Here is an 18,235-nt window from a genome sequence, read left to right on the forward strand (position 1 = left end):
CTGATAAAAAAGCTAATATGAGTTCTTTTCGTCTCATAAAAAAAGCACTGCCCGAATAAACGGACAGTGCTGTATATACTGCTTTTATCTTAGGACACCTTAACAGTGTACACCATTCTCAATTTACCGTTACCGCCGTAAATCTCAACTCTTGCAGTCGTTGCAGTACTAGTTGTTACCACCCCGGAAGCGGAGACGGTGACATTTCCGCTCGCCACTTTATAAGTATCCCCTGGGTAATTTGACAACGCATAGGAATAATTACGTGGCAACGTAGCCGTTCTGTAGTATACTCCGTTAACTTCTACGACAGGCGTAATTACCGGAGAAGGGCCTACAGATGCGGACGCGCTAGGGACGATAATACTCCCAATAAGTCCCAGAGACATAGCTGTTGATAATAATATTTTCTTAGTATTCATAAAGAATTCCTCCTGATGTATGATTTTAACTCCTAAAATATACCATGTAAAATTATTGATTTCACTTCATTCGACAAATGTTGTCAAAATAATACAACAAAACGATTATAAAGTCCTATAAAATACAAAAGATTTAAAATATAACAATTTAAGTTTTTTATTTACCATACTTTTGAACTATTCTTCATAGCTGTATAGTCTTTGATCACACGAAATAAAAAACGGACGTCAGAGTGATTTGCTCCAAGTCCGTTTTGTGTTTGTATCTATTTAGTTCTTGATATCAGTTGACAAGCTGGTGTGCAAGCCTCTCATCGCTATCTAGATTCTTTTCTACCATACGCTGTTTTAATGCAGACAGTTCCGCACACTGTCGAATTGCTTCCGCTACAAGCTGGGCGACCTGTTTGGCTCCTTCGTCAGAAAAATGGGTATTATCCGTTACACCAGCGGGGTAATTAGGATGCGCTTTTTCAGGCAAATGCATAAATAGCTGCTGTGACTCTTTTTCACCCATTGAACGATATAGCTGCTGAGAAGCTTCAAAAATATCGAGCAGGGGTGTCTTGGTTTCCGCGGCTACTTGTCTCATGGCAGCAGGATAGGCTCCTACAGCCAGCGGATCAGGTTCACCGTCTGCTTTGAAGCGGCGGCGGCTTACAGAGGTCAATAGCACTGGAATTCCACCACGCTCCCGAGCGGACTGAATGTATTGAATTAAGTTTTGACGATACTCTCCATCAGGATCGGTATAGCGAGTGGGGTCTTCTTTTTTCTCATCGTTGTGTCCAAATTGAATAAACAGATAATCTCCAGCTTGAATATCTTTTTCAATATCAGCTAACCGGCCTTCTGCTATAAAAGATTTGGTGCTTCGTCCATTGACGGCACGATTGTCCACATGAACAGACGGTGCCAAGTAGCTTTGCAAGTGTTCGCCCCAGCCTGTCATCGGTTTTTCGGTAGCCCCTTTTTGAGCTGCAGTGGAGTCCCCAGCGATAAACAGTCGAATTGTCATCTGTTGCCTTGCCTGAGCATATCCATGTTTTTGAAGCCAAGTTTCCGCCAGATTAAGCCATTGATGGCATTCATGGTTGTCCTCTGACAGTCCCAAGCCGTGTCGCCCTTCCTCAAATACATGCAGTTCAAACGGAATACGTTCTCTGGATAATGAAAAAGCGAACAACAGACTATTTTCTACCGGTACAGCGCCATCATTGGCTGTAGTCCACATCAAAGTTGGAGGTGTCTGTGAAGTTACTTGCCGATCGGATGAAAAGGCTTGGAGCTGCTCCAGCGTCGGCTGTTCCCCTAAAAAATGTGTACGGCTTCCGATATGTGTATAAGGCTCATGAAATGAAATTACAGGGTATCCCAACAACAGAAGATCTGGTTTTACCGTCCCTATAGTGGAGACAATGGAGGCCAAGTGACCGCCTGCTGAAAAACCGATGAGCCCCACTTGATCAGGAATGACTAGCCAGTCATGCGGTGTTTGGCGAATCCATTGCAGAGCATGTTCTACATCCTTCAACAAGGAAGTAATCTCGAAATCGCCGACTTGATACTCCAGCACACCCGCATGAATACCTAGATCATTCAACCACCGAGCTATAGGCTCTCCTTCATGTGAGGCCAAATGCTCGTAGCCACCGCCAGGTAATACCAATATAAAAGGACGAGCTTCATGAGCTGCTACGGGATAGAGGGAGAGAAAGGAAGTGTCTGACGGAAATTCTTTTTTTATAATCGGTTCTTTAGGACTAATAACATGTAACATAAATAACTCCTCCAAATTTCTTTTTAACTGCCGCAAACCAAACAAAATCGACTTAAATTGGAATGATACGGATGTAAAAAATAATGCACACGTGAAAAAAATGATTTAAACCTTGTTATGAAAGCGCTATAATTTTGTTGTGATGCAAAGAGCCAGAGGGGGAGCGCAATGAAAAAAGGAAGAATGTTCTATACTATTTTTATTACGATTCTGGTTTTGGGAATAGGATTGGTGGCCAGTTTTGGCAGCTACATCTATTTTACAACAATTAGCTCCGTTGTGGAGAGAGTTTCCAATACCAAGCAAAGCTACATGGCACAGATCAGAAATAGTCTGGAGCAGAAAATTCAAACGATTGAATATGCTTTTAATACGTATAGCACGACCAGTTCCTTTAATGATGTTGTGAAAAATCCCATTACAGAAAAAGATTTTATAGCGTATCGGAATGTGAATACTCAGCTCAATTATATTGCTACGATGGGATTAGAGGGAACGGAATATTCGCTAATCAGTCTGGATCAGAATTGGAGAATCTCCAATGGAAGCCTGTCCTATTTGACGAAAACGGAACGAGAAAAGCTGATTAGTACCTATATCGACCACCAAGAGAAGGGACTATTCTGGGTTAAAACAGATAAAGGAATTCGTTTTGTTAATACCTTGCCTGTATTCTCTAAGAAGAAGCAAGCCATTGCTTTGTCGGATATTTCGCTGCAAACGTTAAATCATACGATTCAAACCGAGGATCATATGGCTGTTTTTATTTTGAATAAACAAGGCGATTTAATGTATGAAACCCAGCCTGCTGAACAATTATTGTCCACCCAACAGCTTCAGCACATTTCAGAAGCTGCAGTGAAGCCGAACAACACAGGTATGTTAACTTTGGAGAAAACGGATCAGCAGCCTGCACGACAAGTCATTTATGCCAAATCTGCTTACAACAATTGGACTTACTTAACGGTATTAGATAAGAAAGAAATTGCGGATGCCTTTCAAACGACCAAATTTGGGATCATCATGATGGGACTTGTATTAACGCTCTTAATGGTGGTAGTGGCGTACTTCATTGCCATTTACTTTACAAAGCCATTTCAGCAAATAAAACGCAGTTTGCCTAAAAATCCTAATTTCGCTTTCAAAAATGAACCTTCTAAAAATGAAATTGAATGGATTATTAATTCAATCGATAACATTGTAACCGAGAAAGAAAGCTTGGAAAGTCTCATTCAGTCCGAAATGCCACAGTTGGAAACCCAATTGATTCTCAACCTGTTCCGCAAACGTATTTCTGCAGAGGAATTGGCACGAAAAATGCCACGCTTGGGTTATCCGCCGATCGAGAATCAAATGTATATTACCTTGTTAGTCCAACTGGATAATCTGGGAGATCGAGAGCCCTCGGATAAAGATGTTTTGCTGCTGGCTATTAATAAAATCGTAGAAGAAACGATTCCAGAGCAGCAGCGAATGCTTCCCATCATTTTGAACGATAACACTCAGGCCACCATATTAATTCTGACAGGTAAGAGCGAACAGGAAATGAGAAAGCAAGTCCTAGATGATGCGACCCTTTTGGTTCAAAACGTAAAAGAGTATTTGAATGTATCCATCAGCATCGGCATTAGTACGGCGTATGATAACTTATTAGAAAGTAAAGAAGCCTGTGAGATGAGCAAGCAAGCTTTGCATCACCGTTTAAATTTAGGCAAAGAATCAATTATTTTTTATGAAGATATTTCCATGGTCATTTCAGGTCCGGTGCTGCTTCATTATCCTACGGAATTGGAATCAAAACTGTTTGATGCCATCCGAATAGGGGACGAAGAGCAGGTATACCATACCGTGCACTCTTTATTGGAGGAAATGATGATAAAAAACAATCATTCCATGAACTTTGAAGTGCTGTTGGTACGGTTTGTGAATAACCTCATCCAATTGGAGCAGCTATTAGGGATTGAAGTGCTGCTGACGCAAGACAATCATGCCTTGTATCATCATTTGCTGGACATCCGTAACCCGGAAGAGATAGAACGTATGCTGATAGAGCAAGTTATTTTCCCTATGGTAAAAAGCATGAAGGAGAAGACCAATCAGCAATTCCGCTGTCTCTCGGAAAAAATTGCTGCTATTATCCGTGCTGAATATGACCAGGAATTATCATTAGAACTCATTGGAGACCGACTTCATTACAATCCGAATTATTTAAGCAGTATTTTCAAAAAAGAATACGGAACGACGTTTAGTGAATATCTAATGGGCTACCGGTTACAAATGGGCAAGAAATGGCTTGTTGAGACCGATATGACGATTAAAGAAATCGCTGAGCGACTGCAATATCATAATTCGCAAAACTTTATCCGCTCTTTTCGGAAAAAGGAACAGGTTACACCGGGAGCTTACCGAAAGATGAAGCAAGCCAATTAGCCTTTAACCGCTCCTAATAAAGCTCCTTTGACAAAGTGCTTTTGCACAAATGGATACACGATTAACATCGGAACGGTCGCAATGACAATGACTGCCATCTTAATCGTCTGCGCAGGCGGGATGACATCTACAGCAGTTCCTTCTGCCTGCATACCACTGGAAACGATTACAATTTGACGTAGCAAGACTTGAATCGGCCATTTGGCAGAATCATTAATATAGAGAATGGCGTGCATATACGTATTCCAGTAGGCAACAGCGTAGAATAGAGAGATGGTTGCAATAGAAGGCAGGGCTAACGGCAACATAATTTTAAAGAAGATACCAAAATCGTTGCACCCGTCCATCTTGGCTGATTCCTCCAAATCATCTGGCAGCGCCTGAAAAAAGTTACGCATGATAATCAGGTTAAACGCATTAATGGCCACGGGAAGAATCAAGGACCAATACGAATTGATAAGCCCCATGCTTTTTACAACCAGGAATGTCGGAATCATCCCCCCACTAAACAACATAGAAAACACGACAATGAAGTTAATCGTATTGCGGCCAAGTAGATATCTTCGGGATAATCCATAAGCCATAAAAGCAGTAAATATCATACTTACAACTGTACCGACGACCGTTACTCCAACCGAAACCCCGAGACCTCTAAAAATGGTGGGAGTCGACAGAATATAGCGATAGGCATCCAAGGAAAAAGTAACTGGGAATAAAATGAACTTCTTGGCTATCACTTCTTCAGTTGAGGCAAAAGAGCTGGCGATGATATTCAAAAAAGGTAAGAGACAAGTGAGGGCAATGAGAATCAATAGTGTACTGTTTACAATGTTGAAAATACGGCTGCCCAGCGATTCTTTTTTTCGTAATTTTTGTTTTCGTAATGGTTGCGTCAATGTGGTTGACCTCCTCGTAATCGTTTACATGTCAACCTTATCAAGAGGAAAGAATTCCGTATATAATCAAATCTTGAGGTGTTCTCTAATCATGGAGAAAAGCGGATGATCATTAGGTTGTGTTGTAATCATTAGCTATGGTGAAAAGGTTGAAAAGTAGGCTGTATACTCAATTTTGTAAACGCTATCATTTGATGATTATATGCGGAATGCTGAAAATCGCGTACTCTTGAAAACGTATACAGGAACGTTTGAAGGAGGTCGAACTAATGAAAGTTTCAAGTGTCCCCGCACCAAACATGAAAATGAAAAAGAACAAAAGAACGACAGAAAGCCTTTTACGAATGCAGAAACACAAGTTGCTCTATTTAATGGTTTTACCCGGACTGGTGTACTTCATTATTTTTAAGTACTTTCCTATGGGGGGATTGGTGATTGCATTTCAGGATTATCAAGCTTTTCAGGGAATCACGGGCAGTCCATGGGTAGGAATGAAGCATTTTATTCGTTTGTTTACCGAGCCTACGTTTTTTATGCTGCTTCGTAATACACTGGTTTTGTTTGCGCTGAACATTGTAATCTTTTTTCCATTGCCCATCATTTTGGCACTCATGTTGAACGAGGTTAGGAAGATGTTTTTTAAAAACATTATTCAAACCATCATCTACATCCCGCACTTTATGTCATGGGTTATCATTGTTTCGATTTCTTATGTATTCCTAACCGTAGACGGTGGGGTGCTGAATGAAATGATTGCCGCGCTGGGCGGTGAGAAGATCAGCTTCTTAACTTCTCCTCAATGGCTGCGAACCGTCTACATCGGGCAAGTGATTTGGAAGGAACTTGGCTGGTCTACCATCATTTATCTATCTGCGATTACAGTGGTAGATACGCAATTGTATGAGGCAGCAGAGATGGACGGAGCTGGACGCCTGAGAAAGACATGGCACGTTACCTTGCCTGCGATCCGCCCAGTCATTATTACATTATTAATTTTGAAGATCGGTAGCACGTTGGATTTGGGCTTTGAGCATATGTATCTGCTATTGAACTCATTAAACCGCGAGGTTGCCGAAATCTTTGACACCTACATTTATACTGCGGGCTTAAAGAATGGACAATTAAGTTTCAGTACGACGGTAGGACTTTTTAAAGGTGTAGTAGGTTTAATCCTAATTATGGGCTCCAATCGACTGGCCAAGAAATTTGGTGAAGACGGCGTTTACTAATGACGACGGGAAGGATGCAAAATGGTACGGTTTGTAGAAAACATGAACAAATGGTGCATGCGCCTGCTGCGCCTGGTCTACCTTAACTTGCTTTGGACGGTTGCTACGATTCTGGGCTTGGGTTTTATAGGCGTTGGGCCTGCAACCGTTGCTATGCTTAGTATTTTAAGGCAGTGGATTCGGGGCAATGAGGAAGTCGCCATTTTCTCGACGTTTGTACGTTACTTTAGAGAAAGCTTTAAAGAAGCAGCAATCATTGGCGGGCTTTACAGCCTTGTGGGTTACGTGCTCTACGTGGATATAGTCAACGTCTCGTCCTGGTATGTTCGTGTGGTGACGCTTATTGGAGCCTTTTTGTATCTCATCTCTTTGGCCTACATTTTCCCACTGCTGGCTCACTATGATTGGAAAGGTATCGGACTGAAGGTCAAAATGTCGATAGTGATTGGATTTTCGTATTTACAATATACGCTTGTTCTTTTTGTAGCCATTGTCGTGCTTTTTGCATTGATTCTAGGCTTGTACCCAGGAATTCTAACTTTTGCCGGAGCAAGTATTATGGGTTATCTCGTGATGTGGATGACGCATCAGGTGTTCAGCAAAATAGAGCGAGAGGTTCTGGTGAAAGAGGAAGATATGGCATAAATATATAAACAGAAAAGGAGCAAACACGATGAAAAAGGGAATCACGACGAAAAAGGGAGTATCGGGCCTTCTTGCTGTACTAATGGTCATGAGTGTTTTTTTAGCTGCTTGCGGTGACAAGGGAGCTGAGGATCAAAGCGGCCAAACCTATGATCCGAAGTCCAAACTGGAATTTACCTGGTTAAACGTATTGCATACAGCTTCTCCGCCTACAGAAACGATCAAAAGCAAAATTGAAGAATACACCAATTCTAAAATCACGTTCAATTGGGTGCCTGACGCTTCCAAAGAAGAGAGAATCACTACCGCGCTTGCATCCGGCGAATTGGCCGATATGGTGACTCTGACGATGATGACAAATTCTTCAGTACGAAGCTCTTTGAAATCAGGGCTATTCTGGGATGTAGGAAAGTATTTGGATGATTATGAAAATTTGAAGAAAATCCCGCCTGAAGTTCGGGAAGCCGCATCCATTGAAGGGGTACTGTATGGCGTTCCGTTCCAGAAGAATCTGGCTCGGGCGGGTCTGGTCATTCGCCAGGATTGGCTGGATCGCTTGGGACTGAAGGTGCCGACGACACTGGATGAGTTGTATGAAGTTGCGAGAGCGTTTACAGAAGATGATCCGGATGGAAATGGAAAAAATGATACGACTGGGTTTGTTGACAGATCGGATCTACGCTACAGCAGCTTCAAAACTTTAAGTTCCTACTTTGGCACACCTAATGGCTGGAAAGTAGATGAAAGCGGAAAGTTTACGCCGGAATTTGATACTCCTCAATATTTGGAGACCTTAAAGTATTCCAATAAATTATACAAAAATGGATATCTCTCTAAAGACTTTGCTGTAACCGCTAAAACGGACCAGCAGCAACAATTTGCACAAGGTAAAGCAGGTATTTATACAGGCATGATCGATATCTCTAACCTCAGAACCTTGTCCCAAGGCTTACAAAAGGGACTGAAGCTGGTACCGGTTAACAAGATTTCGAATGGAGATGGCAAATACCACGTATGGTCTGAGGGAAGCGGGGTAGGAGGTTTGCTGGCATTTCCGAAATCCGAAGTAAAAACAGAAGCTGAGTTGAAGAGACTGCTGCAATTTGTAGATGATTTAATTGACAAAGATGTATATATGTATATGACCGGCGGTATAGAAGGCACTCATTATAAGATCGAAAAAGATGGAGCCTTCAAAATTACGAATACAGATTTGTGGCAAGCAGATGTTCAGCCGTTTTCAAGCTCCAGACCAAGTGAAGTGACCTACAACTTAAAAGATGCCAATCCAGAAAAGGAACTGGCTAATGAATTAGTCCGAGAAAATAATGAATTTGCTGTTCTGGACCCGACCGTTCCACTGGATTCAGTCACCGCTAATGAGCAAGGAACAGAGCTGGAGAAAATCATTACCGACGCCTCCTTCAAATTTATTATGGGTGAGCTTGACGAAACCGGGTTTAAAGCAGCCGTAGAAAACTGGAAAAACTCCGGTGGATCACGGATTACTGCTGAGTACGAGGAAGCGTATAAGAAAACGAAAAAATAATAGTTGAGCATGGCTGTTGCCCCCAGACTCCTTGAATGATTTCTTGGATGTTGAAATCCGGGGGCAGCTTATGCTTTCTTCCCAATACAAAATGGATCTAACATTCACAAAATATAAAGACAGGAGAGAACGAAATGCAATTGTATAACATTGTAGATTATGGAGCAGTTCAGGATGGCACGACGCTGGCTACGGGAGCGATTGCGGCTGCCATTGAAGCGGCCAGCAATGCTGGAGGAGGAACCGTTTTTGTTCCGTCTGGGACGTATCTGACAGGTGCTATCTTTCTGAAAAGTAACATTGAGCTGCATGTAAGCCCTGGCGCAACTCTGTCCTTCAGTACGGAACTGGCTGATTACCCTGTAGTAGAATCCAGATGGGAAGGCGTTCAGCGGGAAGTACATGCGTCATGCATTTATGGGCAGAACCTTGAGAATATTTCAGTTACAGGTAGCGGAACGCTGGATGGAAATGGTCAGCCGTGGTGGGAAAAGCACCGCAATCATCCAGAGGAGTTACAGTATCCGAGACCCAAATTAATCAGCTTTGACCGTTGTCAGCGGGTTACCATTAAAGATGTTATGTTAAAAAATTCCCCCAGTTGGACTGTAAACCCCATCGCTTGCTATAACGTTACAATTGATAATTTGTCCATTCTTAACCCGGCGGACTCCCCCAATACGGATGGCATTAATCCTGAATCCTGTTCCAATGTTCGTATTAGCAACTGCAATATAGATGTGGGCGATGACTGTATTGCGATCAAAGCAGGAACCGAAGATACACAAGAGAGAATTCCATGTGAAAATATTACGATTACCAACTGTACGATGGTGCATGGACATGGCGCAGTCGTACTGGGAAGCGAAATGAGTGGTGACATTCGTAATGTTACGATCAGCAATTGCGTGTTCAAGCAAACGGATCGGGGCATACGTCTGAAATCCAGACGAGGACGTGGCGGAACCATCGAGGATATTCGCGTCAGCAACATTGTGATGGAAGATGTAATTTGTCCATTTATTCTGAATCTTTATTATTTCTGCGGCCCTCGGGGCAAAGACAAATATGTGTGGGACAAAAATCCCTATCCGATTACCGATGAAACCCCGTGCTTTAGACGAATCCATTTTTCCGATATTACGGCACGACAGGTTCATGCGGCTGCTGGATTCTTATACGGACTTGCAGAACGATATATTGCTGAAATCACATTTTCCAATATTGATATTTCTATGGCTAAAAATGCAATTCCCGGTCGTCCGGCCATGATGACAGGGATAGAAGATATGAACAACCGTGGTTTTTATCTAGGTAACGTGAAGGATATTCGTTTTCAACATGTGACGATTGAGAATCATGAAGGTCCTGCCTTTTATATTGAAAATGGGGAAGACGTTGAAATCAATCGTTGCCATTCGAAGAATACAGCTCAGCCCGAAAAGCTGATAGAACAAGTAACGATACAACCTTCTGAACAAAATATGATGAATTAGGAGGGCATGAAAGGAGGTACAACGTGGATAAGTTGCAAGCATTGTTGGGAGACCTTCCGGCAGATCGCCCTGTAACGGCAACTCTGCTGAATCAAGAAGAGCGTGAGGGATATCGACTGGAGTGTCTCCTGCTGGACTTGAACGGGATCGAGTCTGTACCCGCTTATGCAGCTACACCCTTACAAGGGAACGGTCCGTTCCCATTGGTCGTTTTTAACCATTCGCATGGAGGCAATTATACGAACGGGCGCAAGGAACTGATCCATAGCAGTTCTTACTTACAGCAGCCCTCGTTTGCTACAACTCTGACAGACATGGGATACTGCGTATGCTGCATTGACATGTGGGGATTTAATGAACGTGGAGGCAAAACCGAGAGCGAGCTGGTAAAGGAAATGCTCTGGCAGGGCCAAGTGATGTGGGGCATGATGCTGTATGATAACCGTCGTTTGGTGGATTATATGTGCCAGCGTGAGGACATTGATGCTTCTCGTATCGGAACAATCGGTATGTCGATGGGTGGACTCATGGCATGGTGGATGGCTGCGTTAGATGAACGGATACAGGTCACGGTTGATATTTGTGGACAGGTAGATGCCCATACGCTGATCGCCAAAAGGGGATTGGACCATCATGGCTTCTACTCCTATGTCCCCGGCTTGCTGAAGCATTTTACCACCTTGGATATTCAAAAGCGGATCGTACCTCGTCCACGGATGAGTATAACAGGTCAAAATGACCGGATGTGTCCTATTGAAGGAGTCGAGCATTTGGCAAAAGGGCTGCTGGAAGCTTACCAGGAGGCAGGTCACCCTGAGCATTGGCAGCCTGTGATTGCGGGCGGTGGACATATGGAGACGTTGGAAATGCGAACGGCGTGGCAGTCATTTTTAGCTGAACACCTGTAAATCAAATGAAGGGATCGGGGTAACCATGCTAGTTGGAAAAGAATCCTTTTGTGATTTCCATACGATTCAGGAGGCGATTGCTGTATTGGAGCAGTCGGCTTCCAACGAAATGGAAACGCTAACTATTTTATCAGGTACTTATGAGGAAGAAGTACGAATTTACCGTTCATATCTTCATATTATAGGCATCGGGCAGGTAGAGATTCGAATGGATCGGTATGCCAAGGAGCGGGATGAAGCGGGTGAGGAAATAGGGACCTTTGCGACACCTACTTTATTTTTAGGCGGTAGCCATCTGATCTTGGAAAATCTCACGATTTCCAACACGGCAGGACAGGGAGAAGCCATTGGGCAGGCTGTTGCGGTATACGCTCATTGTGATGAAACGGTCTTTAGAAACTGTACCTTTAAAGGGCACCAGGATACTTTATTTACAGGCCCTCTACCTCCTGCACCGAAAGAACGACTCCAGTTTGGTGGAATCCATTTGAAGGAGCATCATAGGCACTATCGGCAGCTCTATCAGCATTGTTATATAGAGGGTACGGTGGACTTTATTTTTGGTGGGGCTACCGCGTATTTTGAAGATTGCGAAATTCGCAGTTTACGCCATCATAAGAACCAAACGAGCTACGTTACAGCTGCCTCTACGCCGCAAGGACAAGCGTATGGTTATGTATTCAACCATTGCTACCTAACTGCAGAGCCTGATATTACTCCGGTTTTTTTGGGGCGTCCGTGGCGGGAATATGCCAAGACCGTATTTGTCGATTGTAAAATGGGCGATCATATTGACCCACGTGGCTGGGACAATTGGGACAATGTTGCGAACGAGAAAACCGTCTGTTATCAAGAATATAACGGACACGATGAAGTTGCTACGTTACGTAAGCAGCGTGTTCCGTGGGCGGATTGTTTTGAAGCGGGAACAGAAGCATGGAGCAAGGAACAGGTTTTTGCTGAAGTTACATTTTGGAAGTAAGGAGAAGTGAGGTCTCATGATGATCCAAAATCCCATATTAAAAGGCTTTAATCCCGATCCGTGTATTACACGTGTCGAAGATACTTACTATATTGTGGTGTCATCGTTTGAGTGGCTGCCTGGAGTGCGGGTGTACCAGTCCAAAGATTTGGCAAATTGGGAGCATTGCACAGATATTTTGACCGATCAGGTTGACTTAAGAGGTAATCCTAAAAATTGTAGCATTTGGGCACCGCAGCTTAGCTATGCAGATGACCTTTTTTATCTGCTCTATACGGATGTGAAAAGCACCAAACGTCCGTTCAAGGATGTTCATAATTTTGTGATGACGGCGCCTACGATCCAAGGACCGTGGTCGGACCCCGTTTATCTTAACAGTAGCGGATTTGATCCGTCTTTATTTCATGATGAGGACGGACGTAAATGGCTGTTGAACGCATTGTGGGATTACCGCATGTTGGAAAGCAATAAATCTTCCGGTATAGTCATGCAGGAGTATGACAGCAAGCAACAACAGCTCATTGGCGAGCCTGTTAAAATCTTTGATTGTACTCCTTTAAAGAAAACAGAAGCGCCTCACATCTACAAGCAAAACGGATATTATTATCTTGTTACAGCGGAAGGCGGAACGGGTACGGGGCATGCCGTTACCGTAGCACGCTCGAAGCAGATATCCGGGCCATATGAAGTAGACCCGCACAACCCAATGCTTACGTCACGTGATCAACTTGATTTCCCGTTACAATGCGCAGGACATGGCAGTCTTGTACAAACACCAGACGGCGAATGGTACATGGCTCATTTATGCACACGTCCAGTAGAGGGGAAATATGCCATTTTAGGACGGGAAACAGCCTTGCAGCAAGTGTACTGGAATGATGAAGGCTGGCTCCGATTAACTGCTGGGGGCCATACACCTCAATTGGAGGTACCCGCACCTCAAGGGATGTTCTCGGTTAAGCAAGAGCAGCAGAGTTATGTTTTTGAGGATTTTTTCGAGGGACCCACATTAGATAAAACGTGGAACACATTGCGTATCCTGGCGGACGATAGCTGGTGTTCATTAAGCCAGCGCCCAGGCTACCTTCGCATTCTGGCTGGAGAATCCATTCAAAGTCTGTTCCAGCATCACGTGCTTGCCATTCGGCAAACGGATCATCATTTCCGGGTAGAAACAGCATTGGAGTATAAGCCGACAAGCTATTTACAAATGGCGGGGCTACTACTGTACCTTAATGAAGAAGATTATTTGTATGCCTATATTAGCTATGAGGAGGGGCAAGGGAAGGTACTGCGCATGATGCGATGTGAAGCCAATACATTTACCTTAGTTCCTCAAGCAATTACGCTTCAGGACGATCTTCCTATACATTTAGCTGTGGAAGTCCATGCATCCCACGGGCAATTTTATTATGCAGTCGGAGACAAACCTGCTTGGAAGCGGCTTTTTGAAATGCAGGATATTAGCTTTTTATCCGGGGGTTTTACAGGGAATTTTGTAGGTATTGCTGCTCATGATATGCAACAATTCCAAGGAAGCTACGCTGATTTTTCTCATTTCTTCTATCATGGTAAGGATCATCTTTCCTCATAAAAAAACATGATAATGATTATGTTGAAAGCACCTTAATGGGTGCTTTTTTCGTTGTTTCTGCACTTTACCTTTTCACATTATAACTTCGCAAAATCTCCAAAAAAGCGGTGCTTGCTTTCGTTTCAAATGTCGAAGAAGGAGTTAGGAAGGAGAATTTTCGAATAACCGGAAGATTACGAATATCCAGTACTTTTAATGTTCCCAGAGCAAGTTCCTTCTGAATGACCCATTGGGACAGCAAAGAAATCCCCAAGCCTGCTTCTACAGACTCTTTGATGATCTGTGTACTGCCAAAATTCATCATATGAGAAGGGGAGAACTGAAACCGTGCAAACATTTTTTCAGCCGCTTCCCGGGTTCCAGAACCTTCTTCCCGCAGAATCCAGATGTCCTCTTGCAGCTCACTTACATCCACTTGAGATTTACCAGCCAAACGGTGATTTTGCGGAACGACGATATACATTCTATCATCAGCAAATGATTCGATGTGTAAATGGTCATGCTGAAATTCTCCTTCGATAATGCCTACATCCAGTTGATTATGGATCATGAGTTTTTCAATTTCCTGGGTGTTGCCGATGGTAATGGAGGGCTGAATGAGTGGATACCGGACCCTCATTTGCGCGATCACATGCGGCAGCACATATTCGCCATACGTGTAGCTTGCGCCGATCGACAGGTTTCCTTTTGCTGTATGCATCAGCTCGTCCACCAAATACTGCATCCGTGTATGGAGACGGATAATCTCCTGAGCATGATGATACACAATTTCACCTGCTTTGGTTAAGCGTACATACTTATTGCTACGCTCCAGGAGGCGGGTTCCTACGCTACGTTCCAGCGTTTGAATATATTGACTTACCGCAGGTTGGGTCATGTGTAACACCTCGGCAGCTCGTGTGAAATTTTGTTTCTCCGCGACCATAACAAATACGATTAAAGATTGGTCCAAGGCCCATTCCTCCAAATTCATCATATCTATTTACTTATTATCATTATTATAATGATTTATTTTTCTTATGACAAAAAACATATTAAGCTGGATGCATGTAGAATTGGAGGGGTTCACCATGAACAGTCATACACAACACACCAAATTATTTTCGAACAGAGGTCGATTATTCCAGCGTATATTTGGCATTGTCCTCACGATGTTATTTGCTTTGGCAGGCTATGGCCTGAACGAATTGCCAGGCTTTCATTATGTAGGTCCATTGGCTTGTGCCATGTTTCTCGCTATTCTGTACCGACAGTTGTGGGGATACCCTGAAGCTGTGCGCTTGGGAGTTGAGTTTTCAGCAAAGAAAATACTACGTGGAGCTATTGTGTTATTTGGGCTGAAGTTGAACATGGATGTTGTCATTCATCATGGACTTGGTTTACTTTTGCGTGATGTGGGCACTGTTGTATTTTCCATCTTTTTTACGGTTTGGTTGGCAAAACGTTTCAAGGCAGATGCTTCGCTTTCGCTTCTTCTTGGTATTGGAACAGGAGTTTGCGGTGCAGCAGCGATTGCAGCGGTTTCTCCCTTGTTAAAATCCAAAGATGAGGATACAGCCATAGGGGTAGGACTCATTGCCTTGGTTGGAACGGTATTTGCCATTTTGTTTACTGTGCTTCGGCCCTGGCTTCCTTTGACGGATATGCAATATGGAATCTGGTCGGGTATCAGTTTACATGAAATTGCACATGTGGCCTTAGCTGCAGCGCCTGCCGGACAGGATGCACTTGCAATGGGCTTATTAGCCAAACTGGGGCGTGTTTTCTTACTCATACCGCTCAGCTTTGTTTTAATGGTTTGGATGAAACGAACTGGAAAAATTCATACAGACGCTAAAGTGGAGTTCCCCTGGTTCCTCATCGGCTTTATGGCTACAAGTATTGTGGGCAGCTATGTTTTTGGAAAATATATTGTAGTTCCATCTAGTCTGACGAACGGAATTTCTCAAGTTACCACCTTTATGTTAACGATGGCTATGGTAGGCATGGGGCTGAATGTGAGCTTTAAGGCTTTGCGGGAGAAAGCAATGCTTCCCTTACTGGTACTGTCTGTTACTTCGATCATTCTTATAGGGTTAACATTTTTAACAGTGTGAACATGAAGTATTCGTTTGTGATAAGATTGCTAGTAAACTAGATTAATAAAACTGGAAAAAGCTCTGCTTGCTGTATAGCTGGCAGAGTTTTTTAGTACTTTTGTATGATAAGACTGAAATATATACTGAATTAATCGTAACTTTTTACATATGATTCGCGTCTATCAAAATGGAGGTCCTGAGAATCATAGAGTGCAAGAATTTCATAAGCGAAAATTTAGAGAATGGTAGGGTACATAATGAAGAAAATTTGTTTATTTGCTTTTTTGTTTCTGTTTCTACTAGCATTTCCAAGAGAAAGTCATGCTGCATCTTCGAGTTCACATCTTCAGTTGGATGGTAAAGATATAAGTGTTGGCAAAGGTGTTCAGATTCAAGAAGTAAAGGGGAATGTACTGGTTCCACTCCGTCTCATTGTAGAGGAATTGGGTTATAGCGTGAATTGGGAGTCCAAGACAGGGACCATAACTATACATAAGCAAAATCTTAACCTCAGTCTTCAGGTCAACAATCCCATAGCCTCTGTCAATGATCATCAAATGGGATTGGCTGTAGCGCCTTTGCTTAGAGAGGGGACGACTTATGTTCCGCTTCGCTTTGTGTCTGAACAGACAGGGATTGATGTGGCCTGGAACAACGAGCTTAAAACTGTGTTCCTGACGACTCCGCCTACTTCAAGCGACAATAGCGAGTCCACTCATGATCATTCTGCTACTTCAGCTGTAAGTAATCCTAAAGAGAGTGCGCGTACAGCTATAAACCAAATTAGCTTCGCTAATCACCAATTGACTATAGCTGTTAATGGAAAAGCAACCCCCAAAGTAACTACGTTGACTCATGCAGACCGTATTGTTGTAGACATACCTAGTTCAACGTTTTCTGAGGAATTTCTAGCATCGCAATCATTTGACAGTAGTGGACAAGGAAGTTTTCCAGTCACTGAAGATCCAGATGTTTCCCAAGTAAGATACTCCATGTTTAGTACAACCCCCGCATCGGTACGTATTGTGGTTGATCTTAATCACAGCACACCCTTTCATGTACTCAATGCGGATGATGGTAAGGTTGTTATAGCGTTGGATCAGGAAACGGAGGAGCCATCAACTACCGAGGACGTTATACCTACCATACCTGTTGTACCTGCGATTTCTTCTGATGGACACGCGCAAGGAATTGACGTCTCACACTATAATGGCAATATTGATTGGCAGCAAGTGGCAGCGGCAGGTAAGACATTTGCTTTTATTAAAGCTACAGAGGGCACAAAATATCAAGATAATCAATTTTTGATAAATGTACAGGGTGCCAGAGATGCTAACATCTTGGTTGGCGCTTACCACTTTTTGAATGCTACTACCGCGGATGGAGCTCGTCAGGAAGCAGCTAATTTTGCCAGGGCTATAGATTCAGCAGGAGGCAGGCTAGATCTGCCCCCTGTGATGGACTATGAAAATAACCCCAAAGGTCTTACTCCTGCACAAATTAGTGAAGTGGCTCATGCCTTTTTGGATGAAATGGAGAGGCTTACCGGGCGTCAGCCAATCGTATACACGGGCAATGTTTTTGCTTCCAAGTTTGATCCTACATTTTCTATGTATAAACTGTGGGTAGCCCGATACAGCACTACGCAAAAGCCGACCGCGGTTCCAGCTTGGAATAACTGGTGGGCTTGGCAGTACAGTAGCACAGGCAGTGTTCCGGGTATTCAAGGCCAAGTCGATTTGGATGAATACAACGGAACGATAGATGAACTCCGGGCTTCACTGGCAGGAGAGCTCGATTAGCCAAATCATATCATGATCAATCCTCGCGAATCCGGAACGGGATCTGCGAGGATTTTTAATGTCTGATTTGTTTAGTTGGGCATGATCCATACGATTTCGCTGATTCGAACAAAGAATTTTTTTCCGTATACATCTAAAATGACATGGTCGGGCTTACAATCGACTACGCATCCATCAATTCTGCCACGTGTTGTCTCAAGTACAACGTACTTGCCGATCACCGATTTTAATGTTTCTACGACGTATGGATCTACAGGGTGCACCACGACGTGGTGAGAGGTAGGATGGTGAGGAAAAGGTTGATTAACGTTGTAATTGAGCATTTGATTTGAATTCAATTGCTTCACTCCTTCAAGATTAGTTGTGTTATCCTATGCTCCTGCCTAGGAAAGGTGTAGGCTAATGCCCATCAGCGAAAACATTC

General features: G+C 43.3%; 15 protein-coding genes. 10 read left to right on the forward strand and 5 right to left on the reverse strand.

The window, feature by feature from the left end:
* Positions 1-89 precede the first annotated feature (89 nt).
* Complete coding sequence (locus tag NSS66_RS15905) at positions 90-422, reverse strand: hypothetical protein (protein ID WP_075154446.1); 333 nt, start codon at positions 420-422, stop codon at positions 90-92.
* 283 nt (positions 423-705) lie between these two features.
* Positions 706-2,202: a GDSL-type esterase/lipase family protein gene (locus NSS66_RS15910; protein ID WP_340959336.1), complete on the reverse strand. Its 1,497-nt coding sequence runs from the start codon at positions 2,200-2,202 to the stop codon at positions 706-708.
* A 168-nt stretch (positions 2,203-2,370) separates the two neighbouring features.
* On the opposite strand from NSS66_RS15910, the gene NSS66_RS15915 reads away from it, so the two are divergent.
* Entirely contained in the window at positions 2,371-4,632 is a 2,262-nt protein-coding gene (locus tag NSS66_RS15915) for a helix-turn-helix domain-containing protein (RefSeq protein ID WP_340959337.1), read from the forward strand.
* Here the strand turns inward: NSS66_RS15915 and NSS66_RS15920 are convergent.
* On the reverse strand, positions 4,629-5,528 hold the full coding sequence (locus NSS66_RS15920; protein WP_028540498.1) for a carbohydrate ABC transporter permease: 900 nt from the start codon (positions 5,526-5,528) through the stop codon (positions 4,629-4,631). The genes NSS66_RS15915 and NSS66_RS15920 overlap by 4 nt on opposite strands.
* A 269-nt stretch (positions 5,529-5,797) precedes the next feature.
* Between NSS66_RS15920 and NSS66_RS15925 the strand changes: the two genes are divergently transcribed.
* From NSS66_RS15925 to NSS66_RS15955, 7 genes are all read left to right on the forward strand, one after another.
* Positions 5,798-6,757 (forward strand): ABC transporter permease, encoded by a 960-nt coding sequence (locus NSS66_RS15925; protein ID WP_023989418.1) that lies wholly within the window; start codon positions 5,798-5,800, stop codon positions 6,755-6,757.
* Positions 6,758-6,778: 21 nt separating this feature from the next.
* Complete coding sequence (locus NSS66_RS15930) at positions 6,779-7,402, forward strand: YesL family protein (RefSeq protein WP_023989417.1); 624 nt, start codon at positions 6,779-6,781, stop codon at positions 7,400-7,402.
* A 28-nt stretch (positions 7,403-7,430) separates the two neighbouring features.
* Complete coding sequence (locus NSS66_RS15935; RefSeq protein WP_340959338.1) at positions 7,431-8,951, forward strand: extracellular solute-binding protein; 1,521 nt, start codon at positions 7,431-7,433, stop codon at positions 8,949-8,951.
* A 134-nt stretch (positions 8,952-9,085) separates the two neighbouring features.
* Positions 9,086-10,447: a glycoside hydrolase family 28 protein gene (locus NSS66_RS15940; RefSeq protein WP_023989415.1), complete on the forward strand. Its 1,362-nt coding sequence runs from the start codon at positions 9,086-9,088 to the stop codon at positions 10,445-10,447.
* A gap of 23 nt (positions 10,448-10,470) precedes the next feature.
* A complete protein-coding gene (locus NSS66_RS15945) occupies positions 10,471-11,355 on the forward strand; it encodes a dienelactone hydrolase family protein (protein WP_340959340.1) in 885 nt (294 codons plus the stop codon).
* A gap of 25 nt (positions 11,356-11,380) precedes the next feature.
* Positions 11,381-12,337 (forward strand): pectinesterase family protein, encoded by a 957-nt coding sequence (locus NSS66_RS15950; protein ID WP_023989413.1) that lies wholly within the window; start codon positions 11,381-11,383, stop codon positions 12,335-12,337.
* A gap of 16 nt (positions 12,338-12,353) precedes the next feature.
* Positions 12,354-13,931, forward strand: coding sequence for a glycoside hydrolase family 43 protein (locus NSS66_RS15955; protein WP_340959342.1), 1,578 nt, complete (start codon positions 12,354-12,356; stop codon positions 13,929-13,931).
* A 64-nt stretch (positions 13,932-13,995) separates the two neighbouring features.
* Here NSS66_RS15955 and NSS66_RS15960 read toward each other — a convergent pair whose 3' ends face one another.
* Positions 13,996-14,883 (reverse strand): LysR family transcriptional regulator, encoded by an 888-nt coding sequence (locus tag NSS66_RS15960; RefSeq protein WP_023989411.1) that lies wholly within the window; start codon positions 14,881-14,883, stop codon positions 13,996-13,998.
* A gap of 118 nt (positions 14,884-15,001) precedes the next feature.
* Here NSS66_RS15960 and NSS66_RS15965 point away from each other — a divergent pair, with 118 nt between their 5' ends.
* Both NSS66_RS15965 and NSS66_RS15970 read left to right on the forward strand, forming a co-directional pair.
* Positions 15,002-16,027, forward strand: a complete 1,026-nt coding sequence (locus NSS66_RS15965) for a YeiH family protein (protein ID WP_160789551.1) — start codon at positions 15,002-15,004, stop codon at positions 16,025-16,027.
* Positions 16,028-16,266: 239 nt separating this feature from the next.
* Entirely contained in the window at positions 16,267-17,811 is a 1,545-nt protein-coding gene (locus NSS66_RS15970; protein WP_340959343.1) for a GH25 family lysozyme, read from the forward strand.
* 71 nt (positions 17,812-17,882) lie between these two features.
* Here NSS66_RS15970 and NSS66_RS15975 read toward each other — a convergent pair whose 3' ends face one another.
* Positions 17,883-18,149: a DUF2642 domain-containing protein gene (locus NSS66_RS15975; RefSeq protein ID WP_025719729.1), complete on the reverse strand. Its 267-nt coding sequence runs from the start codon at positions 18,147-18,149 to the stop codon at positions 17,883-17,885.
* Positions 18,150-18,235: the final 86 nt, after the last annotated feature.

The organism is Paenibacillus sp. FSL R10-2748 (assembly GCF_038005565.1).
In the GTDB taxonomy this organism is placed as follows: Bacteria; Bacillota; Bacilli; order Paenibacillales; family Paenibacillaceae; genus Paenibacillus; species Paenibacillus polymyxa_B.

Coding starts and splice junctions, on each gene's coding strand:
- NSS66_RS15905 (WP_075154446.1), bottom strand. CDS start 422: ATGAATACTAAGAAAATATTATTATCAACAGCTATGTCTCTGGGACTT.
- NSS66_RS15910 (WP_340959336.1), bottom strand. CDS start 2,202: ATGTTACATGTTATTAGTCCTAAAGAACCGATTATAAAAAAAGAATTT.
- NSS66_RS15915 (WP_340959337.1), top strand. CDS start 2,371: ATGAAAAAAGGAAGAATGTTCTATACTATTTTTATTACGATTCTGGTT.
- NSS66_RS15925 (WP_023989418.1), top strand. CDS start 5,798: ATGAAAGTTTCAAGTGTCCCCGCACCAAACATGAAAATGAAAAAGAAC.
- NSS66_RS15930 (WP_023989417.1), top strand. CDS start 6,779: ATGGTACGGTTTGTAGAAAACATGAACAAATGGTGCATGCGCCTGCTG.
- NSS66_RS15935 (WP_340959338.1), top strand. CDS start 7,431: ATGAAAAAGGGAATCACGACGAAAAAGGGAGTATCGGGCCTTCTTGCT.
- NSS66_RS15940 (WP_023989415.1), top strand. CDS start 9,086: ATGCAATTGTATAACATTGTAGATTATGGAGCAGTTCAGGATGGCACG.
- NSS66_RS15950 (WP_023989413.1), top strand. CDS start 11,381: ATGCTAGTTGGAAAAGAATCCTTTTGTGATTTCCATACGATTCAGGAG.
- NSS66_RS15955 (WP_340959342.1), top strand. CDS start 12,354: ATGATGATCCAAAATCCCATATTAAAAGGCTTTAATCCCGATCCGTGT.
- NSS66_RS15965 (WP_160789551.1), top strand. CDS start 15,002: ATGAACAGTCATACACAACACACCAAATTATTTTCGAACAGAGGTCGA.
- NSS66_RS15970 (WP_340959343.1), top strand. CDS start 16,267: ATGAAGAAAATTTGTTTATTTGCTTTTTTGTTTCTGTTTCTACTAGCA.